The sequence below is a fragment of the Lihuaxuella thermophila genome, assembly GCF_900110165.1.
GTDB classification, from domain to species: Bacteria; Bacillota; Bacilli; order Thermoactinomycetales; family Thermoactinomycetaceae; genus Lihuaxuella; species Lihuaxuella thermophila.
The window spans coordinates 1-14876 of the sequence record NZ_FOCQ01000006.1 but is presented as its reverse complement, the minus strand read 5'-3'; the positions used below and the strand labels follow the sequence as shown (position 1 = coordinate 14876).

Sequence of the window (14876 nt, the reverse complement as noted above, 5' to 3'; positions counted from 1 at the left end):
AAGTATGAAGCTTTATTTTTTTCGGAATGTATCATATAATTAGTCTCGAAAAGATAAATTTAGATTAGTTAAAAGGGGTTTGCTCAAATGAGTAGTAGTAACCGATGGGAAGAGATTTACGAGGAACTACGAGACCAAATCATCACTGGTCATTTCCCTTCAGGTTCCGTCTTCCCAACAAATTTAGAACTAATGACAAAATACAAAGTTCACTCCACAACGATCCAGTCAGCAGTCAACGCGCTCATACGTGATGGGTTGGTTCTTTCTCAAGGTAAAAGCATGCCCCGTCTTGTTCGAGACATTCCTCACCGTTCCATCAATTACAGAAAAGGTGGATTTCGAAACGAGTTTGGGAAGATCGCAAGCGCAAACGTTCTAAACCTTCAACTATTAACTCAAAAAAAGGAAATTCCTGAGTCCTTCAAAAGTGAACTCTCCATTCCGACATTGTTCTATCATACCGAGCAGTGTTTGGATGGGTTGTTGGTTTCGGTATCCAAAGCTTACATTCCCAACCGTGTTCCACTCCAAGAACTTCATAAACTTATGAAACAGGCGAATGCTTCACTGTATGGATCATTGGAGTATTTGGGTTTTAAGCCAGTTTCCTGTGAAGAGTACTTAATTGCAGACTTTGCCACACAAGATGAACGAGTAGCACTGAAGCTGCCAAAGAACTCCTCTATTCCTGTAGTGAGAATCATTCGTAAAACCTTTGATCACCAGAAAGAGTTAGTGGAACTCTGCTCACTCATCTACAGAGCCGATTGTTATCAATTTCAATATCAATTTGATTTCTAGGGGAGGTAACTGATGAAAACAGATCAAGAGTTTATGTGGGAAGCGGTACTCGAAGGACGGAAAGCGCAAGGCAAAACTGGAACCAACCCTCCAGTGGGCGCAATCATCGTCAAGGACGGGGAAATTGTAGGGCGTGGACATACCTCTCAGTTGGGCGGCCCTCATGCAGAAATTAATGCACTGCGTGATGCTGGCGACAAGGCGAAAGGTGCGACCGTCTATTGCACTTTGGAACCCTGCTCTCACTGGGGCAGGACAGGACCCTGTTGTGAAGCATTGACGGCTGCAGGGGTGGCAAAAGTATATGTAGGCATTGTCGATCCGTATCCGAAGGTAAGTGGACGCGGAATTCAACACCTGAGAGATCATGGAGTTGAAGTTGTTGTAGGCGGAATGTTCGAAGAAGAGATTAAAACTGACCTGAAGGATTTCCTGGATCGAGTCGCAGCCGGAAAACAGAGTTAATATGACTATTAGCAGAAAAACTCAGCTATCCAACAAAGGGAAGTTGAGTTTTTCTGTAAAGTGATGTTTCCCGTTTTATTTAAATAGCCAAAAAGTCCCGCATCATATCAGAATGGAGGTTTATATATATTAAAAATAGAAAAAACCCCGTTTGCAAACAGGGTGATTCAGGAAAGATATTTTTTTGTTATCTGGTTCTGCCGAGGGTCGCCTTATTTTTTCTCTTTGGTAGATTGGTCAAAGATATTGATATTAAACTTGTTCATAACGATCGATTCTTTTTTAGTGGATTCCGATTCATTGTCTATCTCAACTTTTTCGCTTTGAATGATTCCGGAAACTTTTTTATTCTCTTTGTCCATCGAATTTCACCTTCTTTCCGTTTGGCTTTATATCAAAAGAAAGGGCCTGACGGCCCTTATAAACCAGTTGAAATGGTGCTGAGTTCCTGGCTTCGCATTCGATGGGATCACCGATGTTCGTGCCAGGGGAGAGCGTATTATCCAAAATTGCTGACAGCGTTTCGATCGGATTCGCATCCGAATGCAGTCGGATCTCCGAGATTCGTGTTCGTTGTAACGAAGGTATTGGTTACTCCGGAGACCGATCCACAGATCTCGGGGCCTGTTTGGACGACAAAAGCTTTTACGCAGCAATCATTGTCTTCTTTGAACTCTTTTTTCTCCTTGAAGTCTTTGCAATCTTTCTCCTTCTTATCGCAGCGGTCATGGAAATCTCTGCAATGTTTTTTCGGGCGGAAGCAGCGTTTAAACTTATGGCGCTTTCTTTTCCGTTTGCAGCCCATCAACCATTTCCACCTTTCTCATATGGTTTATAAAGTCCTGCATACCAGGAGAGCGATCTAGCCAGTATTTTGGACAGCATTGTTGTCAGCATCGCAACCAAATGCGGTCGGGTCACCGAGGTTCGTATTCGTGGTAACAAAGGTATTTGCAGTTCCAGCGACCGATCCGCAAATTTCGGCTCCTGTTTGGACAACAAAAGCACTCACGCAGCAATCCTCATCACAGCTTTTGTGATGTTTTTGTTTGTCATCACAGTCTTTGTGATGGTTGTCATCACACTCTTTGTGATGTCTGCGCTTTTTCCAATCGCACCAGTCTTTGACCCTCCGGCAGTGCTTTTTTCTGCGGCGTTTGCATCCCATACTGTTCACCTCCTTTCAAGGAAGATAGACTGACATTACTCTTCGCTATCATTTGGCTGATTATTGTTGGATGGGGGAATGTTGACGTTTTGAGGGCCTGCTTGTTTCAGGGCATTCGTAACTGCGCTCTGGATTTTTTCCGGGCTGAGCATCTCTTTGACTTTTGAAGTTTTGAGTTCCTGAAGTGCGGCAATTGTCTCCATCTGTGCTTTGGTAATTTCTCTGACCATGGCGGGAATGCTTTGGGTGATCTTTTCTAAACTGGTGAGTGCATTTGCAAGAGCGTTGGGATCGTTACCGGAAGTACCCGGGAGCGCATTTAATGTTTCGGTGACCTTGTCGGCTGTATTGTTATTCATCTTGTCACCCCCTTTCGATGAATGAAGGTGATGAATCGACAGTTCCAGAAGGCTTTTATGAAGAGCGGTCAGTGTCCGGTGCACCGGATTTTGCTGCCATCATCCGTTTACACCTACATCTGTGTTGCTTACAGCATTGTTCCTGCTGCCGGCTCCGAAGGCGGTAGGATCTCCGGTATTGGTATTGGTCTGAATAATAATGTTGATCAACCCGGCGATGGACCCGTCAATGGAGTTGGTTTGAGTGATTGCGGCCGAAGTGTTGTCCCTTTTTTGCTCGGACGGGGGGTGCCTGGTACAACAGCAGCAGGATCTGAGCCGAAAGCGCCTTCGGATGCGTTTGCGGATCCGTTTGAGCCGGCGCCGGATGCATCTGCGGCAAAAACATCTGGCCATCTGATTCCCCCCTTTCATCCCTGATGAGGGAGAGACGTGTTATTCATGATCATCCAGGTCCGATTGGCTATCCACCTGCGCTTCGATGTTGAGTGCATCCGTGTCTGACGGTAATTCTTCTTCATCGTCCAGGTCCGTGTAGATATCCACCTGTGTTTCAATGTTGAGTGTATCCGTGTCTGACTGTAATTCCTCTTCATCATCCAGATTCAATTGGATGTCCACCTGTGCTTCGATGTTGAGTGCATCCGTGTCTGACCGTAATTCTTTGGAGCTTTTTTGAAGGAGTTTCTGCAGTTTTGACGATGGTGCGATCTTTTGCAGTTCCGACAGGAGATTGTATATTTCTTGTCGCATTGCGGCTTGCAGTTGCTCCTCCAGGCTTTTCTTGTATTTTTGCAGGTCTTTTTTCTGCGGATCTTGTTCCATCCGGTGTCACCTCCCGCTTCATAAAAGCCTTTCAATCTAGAACTTGATATACTATATTCTTTTCTATCAGGGTTGGTGAGAGATTCAGGGTAATTTGGTTGCCTCCCTATGCCCGATTTATCCGCTGCCTCTTTGTTGCCTGAACCGGTCCGCAGCCTTGTGATTGAAGCGGGAAGGAAGCGTTGGATATTGCCTTCCTTGCCCGGATTTTTCTTTTGAACCCGTTTTCGCCTTTTGGTAAAAATATATGCTTTCTAGTAAGAAAGGTTCAGGATTCGGGATGAAAATAGATACCTCCCCAAGCCTTTTTTGCCTCATGACCCCCGTTGCCCGGGACAAACGAAAAGATAAAAAAAAGCCAGTCGTTGCGACTGGTTTTCATCCCCTGTAGTGATTAAATTCTTTTAAACAGCAGCCAGCCTTCCTCTTCACCAATCAAGATATAACGGTACAGCTTATCGTGGGGCAAGCCGAATTGTTTGATAAACCCGATGATATGGCAATTTCCGTCTTTATCCAGCGTAAAGGGAACCCCGTTTTCCATTTTCGCATGTTCAGCGGGCATGATGCCGATACATCTGCGCACCGGGTCGTAGGCTAAATAAATTTTGATTTCCTCGTTTTTTCCCCCTCCCAATTTTTTTCGGATTCCCTTGGAAACAAACAGCCGCCCCCTCGACTTGATCGAAATAAAGTTCTTGTGAAACTTGCCGGACTGGTTGACAAAGGGGATTAAAGGCATCCATCGTCTACCTCCTTCTCATCAGAGTGATGGCATGGAACGAACAAAGTTTTATCTAAGTTAATTTATGTAAGATAAAGAATAATGTTTCTTTAATAGAAGGTTTTTCGGGTAATGCCGGGAAAAGAGCATATACTTTTCTTTTTATTTAATAAGAGAGGAAGAGCAGGATGATCAGCCTGACAACCGTACAAAAGGAGTTGCCTTCACTGGCTTCGCTTACCCGGTTTGAGCCGAAGAATTTTTTGCGTGAAATCCCAAGGGATGAAGAGAAGCTCAAAGATGCGATCACCCAAGCCGAAGCTTTCCTTGCCCGGGCGAAAACGTTGGAGATGGGGGATTTTTCTGTGCTTATTTTTTTACATGGTTACCTGGGCAATGCCTGGCGGGTCATGGGGGAGACGGAACGAGCGATCAGGCATCTGCTAAAAGCGCTGGAGATCGCCCGGGCAAAAGGGGAGAAAGGGGGAGTGATCCGTTCTCTCATCCGGCTCGGCGAGGCGTACAAGTACCACGGGCAGCATGAAACGGGACTCCGCTGTTTTGCGGAGGCGGAAGCCCTGGCGGAGTCGGATGAGTTTTCCATGTACCGTGATTTTATTTGTCAGCACAGGGGAAAATGCCTGATGGAAATGGGGAGAATGGAGGAAGCCCTGTCCGAACTTCAGCGGGCACTGATGATGCGCAGGGCAAAAGGAGACGCGGAGCTGATCCGGTCCACAGAAGAGGCCATAAAACTGGTAAACCGATGTTAAAGAGACTGAGGTTACAGGCCATTTGCCGACCTGTTTTTTGTTTCTCAGCCCACTTACTGATTAAACCGATTGAGTACGGCAAAAAATTCCTTCAGAAAATGGTAAAACAGTTTTTCCGAGGGGGCCAGTTCCCGGTTGTTGGGAATGATGATTCCGACTGTGCGCGTCACTTCCGGTTCATGGATCGGGATTTTGACGGTCGCTCGCGGCACGCTGTCGATGAGCGTAATTTCCGGGAGGAGCGTAACGGCCAGACCTGCCGCGACCAATCCTTTGATGGCGTCAATATCTTCCCCTTCAAAGGAGACTTTCGGCTGAAATCCCATCTGCGTGCAGGCATCCACCACAATATGGTGCAGAACGAACCCGGGCGGGAACAGGACGAACGGATCATCGCGCAATTGATAGAGAGAGAGGGAGGGTTGGTTGGCAAGCGGGTGATGAATGGGCAACAGAGCCACGATTTTTTCAGAGAAAAAGATGTCTCCTCTGACCTCTTTCTCGTTTGTCGGAACAGGAGCGATCAAGGCAAGGTCAATTTCTCCCTTGATGACCATTTCGATCAAGTTTTTGAACGTACCCTGCCGCAGTTGAAACCCGATATCGGGATACCTGGCACGAAAGTCGGAAATGGCGGTAGGCAGGATATGGGCCGCAAGACTGCTGGGAAAACCGATGCGAATCGTCCCTTTTTCCGGATGCAAAAATTCCTCGATTTCCTGCTTGGCTTTGTCAATCTCCTTGATCGCTGCTTGCGCATGCTTCAAAAAAATTTTCCCGATCGGAGTCAGACGGACATTGCGCCCCTCTCGGATAAACAGCTGAACCCCCAGCTCCGCCTCCAGATTCGCGATTTGCCGGCTCACGGCAGATTGCGCCACATGTAAAGCATGAGCCGCTTCGGTTACATGTTCCCGTTTGGCCACTTCAATGAAATATTGAATCTGTCTCAGTTCCATACCATACTCCTCGAATGGATTCATCTCATTTTGAGATGGTTTTTATTCAAATTATATATTGTTACTATTGGTTAGAAAATCTACAATAATTTTTGACAGCTCCTGTAAAGCATTAACGCGATCCATTAAAAAGCGAGGATAAATGCTATTAGCTTTTATGATACAGGAACACCGAGTCTCACATAAAGGAGTGTGGGGTATGGAAAATAAAGGATTGCCGGGAAAACAAGGTCTGTACGATCCAGCCTATGAGCATGATGCCTGCGGAATTGGTTTTATCGCCAATATAAAAGGAAAAAAATCACATGAGATCGTGGAAAAAGGGCTTGAGATGCTTCGTCGCATGGAGCATCGCGGCGGGCAGGGAAGTGATCCGGAAACCGGTGACGGGGCCGGAATCATGGTGCAAATACCACACCATTTTTTTGAAAAGGGGAAAGAATTTGAAACGGATCTGCCTTCCCCGGGCAAGTACGGGGTGGGGATGCTCTTTTTGCCGATGGACCCGGTTCGCCGGGCTGCTTATGAAAAACAGCTGGAGGCCATCATTGAAGCAGAAGGGCAAAAGCTGTTGGGCTGGCGCACCGTTCCCACAGACCCGGCCAAGATCGGCAAAGCGGCGAGAGCCAGCCAGCCGTTTATCCGGCAAGTATTTATTGCCGCCAGTGATGATGTGCCGGACTCCCTCTCTTTTGAGCGCAAATTGTATGTGATTCGCAAACAGATGGAACAATCGGCCGGAGACGATCTATATATCGCCAGCATGTCGAGCCGCACCATTGTATACAAAGGGTTGGTAACTCCCGAACAACTGGATGCTTTTTATTTGGATTTGCAAGATCCGGCGTTTACATCCGCTTTTTCGCTCGTCCATTCCCGCTTCAGCACCAACACCTTTCCGACCTGGGAGCGGGCTCATCCCAACCGTTACCTGATTCATAACGGAGAAATCAATACATTAAGAGGCAATGTCAACTGGATGTTGGCCCGTGAACAAATGTTTGAATCGGCTGCTTTCGGCGACGATCTTCACAAGGTATTGCCGGTGATCGACATGGAGGGAAGCGACTCGGCCATTTTGGACAACTGTTTTGAATTCTTTGTGTTGTCCGGACGCTCGCTTGCCCACACGGCCATGATGATGATTCCCGAGCCGTGGGATCGGGACGGACAGATGACAGACCCGAAAAAAGCGTTTTATGAGTACCACAGCTGTTTAATGGAACCATGGGACGGACCGACGGCCATTTCGTTTACGGACGGCAGGCAAATCGGCGCGATTCTGGACAGAAACGGACTTCGCCCTGCCCGTTATTATGTGACGGCGGATGATATGATCATTTTCGCTTCTGAAGTGGGCGTCATCGATGTTCCGGCAGAAAAGATCGTGTATAAGGACAGGCTCCGGCCGGGGCGGATGTTGCTGGTCGATCTGGAAGAAGGACGCATCATTTCCGATGAAGAGATTAAAGAACGGATGGCGACCCAGTATCCGTACCGGGACTGGCTGAACAAACATTTGCTCACCCTGGAGGAATTGCCGGACCAAGAAGTCCGGTCCGAACTGGACGGAGATACGGTTTTTCAACTGCAAAAAGCGTTTGGTTACACCTATGAAGAATTGAACAAAAATTTGCTGCCCATGGTTACGGAAGGAAAAGATCCGATCGGCTCAATGGGAAATGATACGCCTCTGGCGGTGCTCTCCGAGAAGCCGCAGCTGTTGTACAACTATTTTAAGCAATCATTTGCCCAGGTGACCAACCCGCCGATCGATGCGATTCGCGAAGCTTGTGTCACTTCCACCATGACGGTTCTCGGCGCGGAAGGAAACCTGCTCCATCCGGATGCAAGGAGTTGCCGCCGGATCCGGTTGGCCACCCCGGTTATCTCGGACCGCGAATGTGCCAAGCTGCGCAGAAACCCTTATCCGGAATTTAAAGCAAAAACCCTGTCCATCTTGTTCCCTGCCGAAGCGGGAGAACGCCATTTGCAACAGGCCCTGGACGATTTATTCGCCGCGGCTGATCAAGCGATTGCCGAAGGGTATACGCTTCTTATCCTGTCAGACCGCGGAGTGAACCGGGACCGGGCGGCCATTCCGGCGCTTTTGGCGGTCAGCGGCCTGCATCATCATCTGGTCCGTCAGGGAACGAGAACCAAAGTGAGTTTAATTGTCGAATCAGGGGAACCACGCGATGTGCACCAGTTTTCGATGCTGATCGGCTACGGTGCCGATGCCGTCAATCCTTACCTCGCTTTCGCAACGTTGAGAGAAATGATCAAAGAGAACACCTTAACAGGCTATTCATACGAAGAAGCCGTGCAAAGATTTATTCGCACGGCCACGGACGGAATCGTGAAGGTCATGTCCAAAATGGGCATTTCCACCATTCAAAGTTATCGCGGAGCGCAAATTTTCGAAGCGGTCGGGATTGATTCCGGGGTGATCGAGCGGTATTTTGCCAGGACCTCCTCGCAGATCGGCGGAATCACCCTGGAGGTCATTGCCAAAGAAACGCTCATGCGCCATGAAACAGCCTTCCATCACCACCAGTACGATGAAAAGACCCTTCCGCCCGGCAGCGAGCTTCAATGGCGCCGTAACGGGGAGTACCATGCATTTAATCCCCAGACGATCCATACGCTTCAACAGGCCTGCCGCAAAGGGGACTATCACCTGTATAAAAAGTTTTCAAAGATGGCGAATGACGAACAAATCGCTTTTCTAAGGAGCCTGTTTGATTTCAAAACCGGCCGGAAGCCGGTGCCCATCGAAGAAGTGGAGTCGGTCGACTCGATCGTTCGCCGCTTCAAAACCGGTGCGATGTCCTATGGTGCGCTCAGCCAGGAAGCACATGAGGCGCTGGCGATTGCGATGAACCGTCTCGGCGGCAAAAGCAACAGCGGAGAGGGAGGAGAAGACCCGGGCCGCTATAAGCCGGATGAAAACGGGGATTTGCGCCGCAGCGCCATCAAGCAGGTGGCATCAGGACGGTTTGGGGTGTCCAGTCACTATTTGCTGAATGCGGATGAAATACAGATCAAGATGGCGCAAGGGGCGAAACCGGGTGAAGGGGGGCAATTGCCCGGAAACAAAGTATATCCGTGGATCGCGGAAGTGCGGGGTTCCACCCCCGGGGTCGGATTGATTTCACCGCCGCCGCACCATGATATCTATTCAATTGAAGATCTGGCCCAATTGATTCATGACTTGAAAAATGCCAATCCGAAAGCGAGAATCAGCGTGAAATTGGTGGCCAAAGCCGGTGTGGGAACGATCGCCGCCGGAGTGGCCAAGGGGCTGGCCGATGTGATCGTGATCAGCGGCTATGAAGGCGGAACCGGAGCCTCGCCGCGAACCAGCATCAAGCATGCCGGACTTCCGTGGGAGCTCGGTCTGGCCGAAACCCATCAGACGCTTGTCCTCAATCAATTGCGCGACCGGGTTGTGCTGGAAACAGACGGTAAAATGATGACCGGTCGGGATGTGGTGATGGCCGCCCTGCTGGGTGCTGAAGAATACGGGTTTTCTACCGCGCCTCTGGTCGTTCTCGGCTGCGTGATGATGCGCGCCTGCCATCTGGATACGTGTCCGGTCGGCGTCGCCACGCAAAATCCGGAGCTGCGCAGGAAGTTTATGGGCGATCCCGAACATGTCGTTCATTACATGAGATTTGTGGCCCAAGAAGTGCGGGAGATTATGGCGCAATTAGGTTTCCGCACCATGGAGGAAATGATCGGGAGGACGGATGTGCTGACGGTCAGCGAACGGGCCAAATCGCACTGGAAAGCGAAATATTTGGATCTGTCCGCGCTTCTCTATCAGCCGGATGTACCGGATGATGTGGGCAGGTTCTACAGCCGGCCGCAAAATCACAAGCTGGATGAATCGCTGGATCGCCGGGAGATTTTAAAGCTCTGCCAGCCTGCGCTCGACTCCAAACAGCCGGTGGAAGCGACGCTGCCGATCAGCAACGTCAATCGCGTGGTGGGCACGATTTTGGGAAGCGAGGTTACCCGCCGATACGGAGCGGAAGGATTGCCCGAAGATACGATTCGCCTTCATTTCAAAGGCTCTGCCGGCCAAAGTTTCGGTGCGTTTGTTCCGAAAGGGATCACCCTGACCCTTGAGGGGGATGCGAACGATTACGTCGGAAAAGGGCTTTCCGGAGGGAAGATTGCCGTTTATCCGCCGAAGTCATCCACCTTTGCACCGGAAGAAAACATCATCATCGGAAACGTAGCTTTCTACGGCGCAACTGCGGGTGAGGCTTACATTCGCGGCATGGCCGGTGAACGTTTCTGTGTCCGCAACAGCGGCGTCACCGCCGTCGTTGAGGGAGTGGGAGATCACGGATGTGAGTACATGACCGGCGGACGTGTGGTGATTCTCGGTCCGGTCGGCAAAAACTTTGCGGCGGGCATGTCCGGCGGGATTGCATATGTGCTGGTGGAAGAGATCGAGAAATTTGTCGGGCTGTACAATAATGAAATGGTGTTGCTGGAAACATTGGACGACCGGGAAGAGATCGAAGAGGTCAAACGCCTCGTGCGGAATCATGTTCGGTATACCGGAAGCCGGCATGCACAAAGATTGCTGGATCACTGGGATGAAACGGTCACCAAATTTGTGAAAGTGATTCCGGATGATTATAAACGGATGCTGGAATTGATCGGTCAGATGGAAGAATCCGGACTGGATCGTCAGCAAGCGGTACTTGCCGCATTTGAAAAGAGCCGGGAAAAACGGGGCGGAAAGACAAACCAAACCGAAGTTCCCGAGCCGGTTCTTGTTCAGTAGAGGAGGGGAGTTTATGGGGAAAGCGACCGGTTTTATTGAATACAAACGAGAAGTGCCAAAAGAACGAGACCCGCTGGCCCGCCTGCAGGATTGGGAAGAACATTATTTGCCGTTTCCGGAAGAGAAACTGAGAAAACAGGGAGCCCGCTGCATGGATTGCGGCACTCCCTTCTGCCATACAGGGATTGAGTTAAACGGAATGGCTTCCGGATGCCCGTTATATAACCTGATACCCGAGTGGAATGACCTCGTGTATCGGGGCCGCTGGAAAGAGGCACTGGACCGCCTGCTCAGCACCAACAATTTTCCCGAATTCACCGGCCGCGTCTGTCCCGCCCCCTGTGAGGGCTCCTGTACCGTAGCGATCCACGATCCGGCGGTCGCCATTAAAACCATTGAACAGGCGATCATTGACAAAGGCTTCGCCGAAGGGTGGATCGTCCCGCGACCGCCCAAAACCCGAACGGGCAAAAAAGTGGCTGTGGTGGGATCGGGACCGGCCGGGCTCGCTTGCGCGGATCAATTGAATAAAGCGGGCCATTGGGTGACCGTTTTTGAACGGGCAGACCGGGTCGGCGGTTTGCTCACTTACGGGATTCCCAATATGAAGCTGGATAAAAAGCTGGTAGAGCGCAGGGTCAATCTGCTGAGAGCCGAAGGGATCACTTTTGTTACCAATACGGAGGTCGGAAAGGATATTACCTTCAAGCAGCTGCGGGAGGAGTTCGATGCGATTGTTCTCTGTGCGGGAGCGCAAAAACACCGCGACCTTCATGTCGAAGGCCGCGGGCTGAAAGGCGTCCATTTTGCCATGGAATATCTGACCCTGGCAACCAAAAGCCTGCTGGACTCCAAGTTCCGGGACGGCAAGTTCATCTCCGCAGAAGGAAAAGATGTGATTGTGATCGGGGGCGGAGATACCGGAGCAGACTGTATCGCCACTGCATTGCGGCAAAAATGCCGCAGTCTGGTGCAATTCGGGAAGCACCCGAGATTGCCCGATGAACGAAGCGCCGATAATCCGTGGCCGGAATATCCGTATGTTTTTACGCTCGATTATGCCTACAAGGAAGCGATGGCCAAATTTGGCCGGGATCCCCGTGAATATTCCATCATGACCAAGAAAATAGTGGGCGATGAAAACGGGCATGTGAAAGAATTGCACACGGTCCAAATGGAAAAAGTGCGCGATAAGGACGGGAACATTTCCTTCAGGGAAATTCCCGGCACGGAAAAAGTGTGGCCGGCACAGCTGGTCCTGATCGCCATCGGCTTCGCCGGTACGGAAGAATCTTTACTTGATCACTTTGGGCTCGAACAAGTCAATCTCAAGGTAAAAGCGGAGTACGGAAAATACGCTACCAATCTCGAAGGGGTTTTTGCCGCCGGTGATATGCGCAGAGGCCAGAGTCTGATTGTCTGGGCCATCCATGAGGGACGTGAGGCGGCCCGCGAGTGCGATCAGTATTTAATGGGTTATACGAATCTGCCTTAATTAAAAAAGCTCAACCAATCAAGTCCTTTGGCCGGAGTCCAAAGGGCTTTTTTCTTCTCTCATTCAGTGCAATCACAAGGGAGATGCGCCACATGACCGGATGAGTGGATTAAACATGATAGATCTCTTGGTTCGTTGATTTTCGCAGTTCATCAACCGCTTCGTCGGGGAGTACCTTCTTCTCCACATAAGTTACCTTATCAGTGAAAATCACCAATTCTTTTTTGTTTTCCATCAGAATAAACAGCCGTCCGGGAACATGGGTTTCCAATTTGAGCTTATTATAAACGAACTCAGCTGTCTCGCCGACAAGATTTAATTGCTCACCGCCGATGAAATGAATTTTGCAAGTAACCATTTTCCATTCCCTCCCAACTCGACATTAAATTAGAACTTTTCAAATTTATTTTACTACCCGGCCATCCACTTGTCGACTGTAAGCGTTCTCATTTTTTGCTATAAAAAAATTGAAGCCCGACTAAATAAACGTCCAATAAATCAGAAAATTATGCTATAACTAAGAAGAGAAGGCTTATACATCTTGGTGGGAGGTGCATGGGTAGTTGATTCTTACTAAAGGTTTAATCATCTCTGCCCAAAATTATGCGAATAAGACCGCGTTGGTGGATGGGGATGAAACATTTACCTATGGTCACTTTGCCGACCGGGTCAGCCGGTTGAAGCAGGCGCTGGTCCGGCGGGGAATTGCAAAAGGAGACCGCGTGGCTCTGCTTCTGTTGAATGACTTTCGCTATCTCGAGCTGTTTTACGCCGTGACCGCGATCGGCGCGATTGCCGTTCCTCTGAACACCCGCTTGTCCGTGTCTGAAATCATCGATCTCCTCAAAGACTCAGAGCCCAAAGCGCTGTTTTTCCATCGGGAGTTTACGGATTGGATTCATCAAATTGCAAGACAAGTTCTTTCACTGCAAACTTTTGTTTTAACGGAAAAGCAAAAAGAAGACCTGCCGGGTTATATCGGATTTTACGAAGAATGGATCCGGGGGGAAGAGTCTCAGCCGCTCTCGTATGACGACCTCAGTCCGGATGATGTGGCCGGGCTCTATTATACAGGGGGGACGACCGGCCGTTCCAAAGGAGTGATGCTCACCCATGCCAATCTGGTGAGCAATGCTTACCATGCGGCCATTATGCTTCAGTATCATCCCGAGACGTGCTATCTGCATGCGGCACCCATGTTCCATGTCGCAGACGGCGCTTCTACCTATGCGGTGACCATGGTTGGCGGAACCCACCACCATATCCGGACCTTTCAACCTCAAACATTATTAAAATGGGTGGCGGAAAAGAAACCCAATACCATGCTCCTGGTCCCGACCATGATCAATATGCTGGTGAATGAGCCGGCCTTTGGCGATTATGATGTAAGTTCGATCAGGAAAATCCTATACGGAGCCTCTCCCATGCCGGTCGAAGTCCTCAAAAAGGCGAAAGCCAAGCTGCCGCATGTGGAATTTGTCCAAGGATACGGCATGACAGAAGCCTCTCCGCTGGTGACGATGCTGCTTGGCAAAGACCATGTGACCGGGGGGACGAAAGAAGAGGAGAGGAGGCTTCTTTCCTGCGGACAAGCGATTGTCGGGGTCGAAGTGAAAATCATCGACGCGCAAGGAAGGGAAACGGAGCCGGGGGAAGTGGGGGAGATCATCGTCCGTGGCCCCAACGTGATGAAGGGATATTGGAAACAACCGGAAGAGACGGCCCGCGTGCTGAGAAACGGTTGGTATTATACGGGGGATTTGGCGTACAGGGATGCTGAAAATTATATCTATGTGGTCGACCGCAAAAAAGATATGATCATCACTGGTGGAGAAAATGTCTATTCGGTAGAAGTGGAACAAGTGCTCTACACACATCCCGGCATCTTGGAGGCAGCGGTGATCGCAGTTCCTGATCCGGTATGGGGAGAAGCGGTCAAAGCGGTAGTCGTCAAAAAAAGCGGCAGCTCTTTGGACGAACAGAAACTGATCGATTATTGCCGTGGGCGTCTGGCCCATTTTAAGGTGCCGAAAAGTGTTGATTTTGTCGCCCAATTGCCTAAAAACGGAGCGGGTAAAATCTTAAAAAGGCAGTTGCGCGAACCTTATTGGAAGGATCAAGTCAAACAGGTGAACTAAAGAAGCGAAGGGATCTCCAGCCGTGCGTTTCGGCCGGGATCCCTTTTTTCTCTTACGCAAATCTAAACAACCTCCCGCTTTCTTTTGAGCAGAGGGTGATTCTGCAACAAATCGAGCAGATCCCGGAGGCGAACATAATAAGTATGATCTCTTAACGTCCGCTGATAGGCACGGTCCGTCATCTCTTCCCTTTCGTCGTCATGCTTCAAATAATAACGAATTTTTTCCCTCAGCTCTTTTAACGTGCGGTAAGTGGCAATCTCCTGTTCCGGAACATATAACTTGTTTAAATCCCTGCGCCAGGTGGCCAGTTGGAAAGAACGGCAGGCGGCAATCTCGAAGGTCCGGTTATTGGGTGTATA

The 14876-nt window shown here is 49.6% G+C and carries 16 protein-coding genes; 7 read left to right on the top strand and 9 right to left on the bottom strand.

The genetic code is table 11. From position 1 onward, the window contains the following. Positions 1 to 87 precede the first annotated feature (87 nt). Entirely contained in the window at positions 88 to 804 is a 717-nt protein-coding gene (locus BMW55_RS07830) for a GntR family transcriptional regulator (protein WP_089967058.1), read from the top strand. Between the two features lie 12 nt (positions 805 to 816). Next, positions 817 to 1269: a bifunctional diaminohydroxyphosphoribosylaminopyrimidine deaminase/5-amino-6-(5-phosphoribosylamino)uracil reductase RibD gene (ribD, locus tag BMW55_RS07825; RefSeq protein ID WP_089967056.1), complete on the top strand. Its 453-nt coding sequence runs from the start codon at positions 817 to 819 to the stop codon at positions 1267 to 1269. A 212-nt stretch (positions 1270 to 1481) separates the two neighbouring features. Here ribD and BMW55_RS19315 read toward each other — a convergent pair whose 3' ends face one another. Next, positions 1482 to 1631 (bottom strand): hypothetical protein, encoded by a 150-nt coding sequence (locus BMW55_RS19315; RefSeq protein ID WP_170839813.1) that lies wholly within the window; start codon positions 1629 to 1631, stop codon positions 1482 to 1484. Positions 1632 to 1897: 266 nt separating this feature from the next. Between BMW55_RS19315 and BMW55_RS19310 the strand changes: the two genes are divergently transcribed. Next, entirely contained in the window at positions 1898 to 2107 is a 210-nt protein-coding gene (locus BMW55_RS19310) for a hypothetical protein (protein WP_170839812.1), read from the top strand. Positions 2108 to 2131: 24 nt separating this feature from the next. Here the strand turns inward: BMW55_RS19310 and BMW55_RS07815 are convergent, their stop codons facing one another. From BMW55_RS07815 to BMW55_RS07795, 5 genes are all read right to left on the bottom strand, one after another. Continuing rightward, positions 2132 to 2437 carry a hypothetical protein gene (locus tag BMW55_RS07815; RefSeq protein ID WP_089967052.1) on the bottom strand — a complete coding sequence of 102 codons (306 nt, stop codon included), beginning with the start codon at positions 2435 to 2437 and terminating at the stop codon, positions 2132 to 2134. A 35-nt stretch (positions 2438 to 2472) separates the two neighbouring features. Next, a complete protein-coding gene (locus BMW55_RS07810; RefSeq protein ID WP_089967050.1) occupies positions 2473 to 2796 on the bottom strand; it encodes a hypothetical protein in 324 nt (107 codons plus the stop codon). Between the two features lie 99 nt (positions 2797 to 2895). Continuing rightward, positions 2896 to 3192 (bottom strand): hypothetical protein, encoded by a 297-nt coding sequence (locus BMW55_RS07805; RefSeq protein ID WP_089967048.1) that lies wholly within the window; start codon positions 3190 to 3192, stop codon positions 2896 to 2898. 39 nt (positions 3193 to 3231) lie between these two features. Beyond that, complete coding sequence (locus tag BMW55_RS07800) at positions 3232 to 3621, bottom strand: hypothetical protein (RefSeq protein WP_089967046.1); 390 nt, start codon at positions 3619 to 3621, stop codon at positions 3232 to 3234. A 394-nt stretch (positions 3622 to 4015) separates the two neighbouring features. After that, on the bottom strand, positions 4016 to 4363 hold the full coding sequence (locus BMW55_RS07795) for a hypothetical protein (RefSeq protein WP_089967044.1): 348 nt from the start codon (positions 4361 to 4363) through the stop codon (positions 4016 to 4018). 170 nt (positions 4364 to 4533) lie between these two features. On the opposite strand from BMW55_RS07795, the gene BMW55_RS07790 reads away from it, so the two are divergent. Further along, positions 4534 to 5118: a tetratricopeptide repeat protein gene (locus BMW55_RS07790; protein ID WP_089967042.1), complete on the top strand. Its 585-nt coding sequence runs from the start codon at positions 4534 to 4536 to the stop codon at positions 5116 to 5118. Positions 5119 to 5171: 53 nt separating this feature from the next. On the opposite strand, the gene gltC is transcribed toward BMW55_RS07790, so the two are convergent. Continuing rightward, positions 5172 to 6077, bottom strand: a complete 906-nt coding sequence (gltC, locus tag BMW55_RS07785; protein ID WP_089967040.1) for a glutamate biosynthesis transcriptional regulator GltC — start codon at positions 6075 to 6077, stop codon at positions 5172 to 5174. 199 nt (positions 6078 to 6276) lie between these two features. Here gltC and gltB point away from each other — a divergent pair, with 199 nt between their 5' ends. Continuing rightward, entirely contained in the window at positions 6277 to 10881 is a 4605-nt protein-coding gene (gltB, locus tag BMW55_RS07780) for a glutamate synthase large subunit (RefSeq protein ID WP_089967038.1), read from the top strand. 13 nt (positions 10882 to 10894) lie between these two features. Further along, positions 10895 to 12376, top strand: a complete 1482-nt coding sequence (locus BMW55_RS07775) for a glutamate synthase subunit beta (protein ID WP_089967036.1) — start codon at positions 10895 to 10897, stop codon at positions 12374 to 12376. Positions 12377 to 12485: 109 nt separating this feature from the next. Here BMW55_RS07775 and BMW55_RS07770 read toward each other — a convergent pair whose 3' ends face one another. Continuing rightward, complete coding sequence (locus BMW55_RS07770) at positions 12486 to 12734, bottom strand: hypothetical protein (protein ID WP_089967034.1); 249 nt, start codon at positions 12732 to 12734, stop codon at positions 12486 to 12488. Between the two features lie 205 nt (positions 12735 to 12939). Between BMW55_RS07770 and BMW55_RS07765 the strand changes: the two genes are divergently transcribed. Next, a complete protein-coding gene (locus BMW55_RS07765) occupies positions 12940 to 14514 on the top strand; it encodes a long-chain-fatty-acid--CoA ligase (RefSeq protein WP_089967032.1) in 1575 nt (524 codons plus the stop codon). A gap of 62 nt (positions 14515 to 14576) precedes the next feature. Here BMW55_RS07765 and BMW55_RS07760 read toward each other — a convergent pair. Beyond that, positions 14577 to 14876 (bottom strand): glycosyltransferase family protein (locus BMW55_RS07760; protein ID WP_139179464.1); only part of this gene is annotated, 300 nt, incomplete at its 5' end.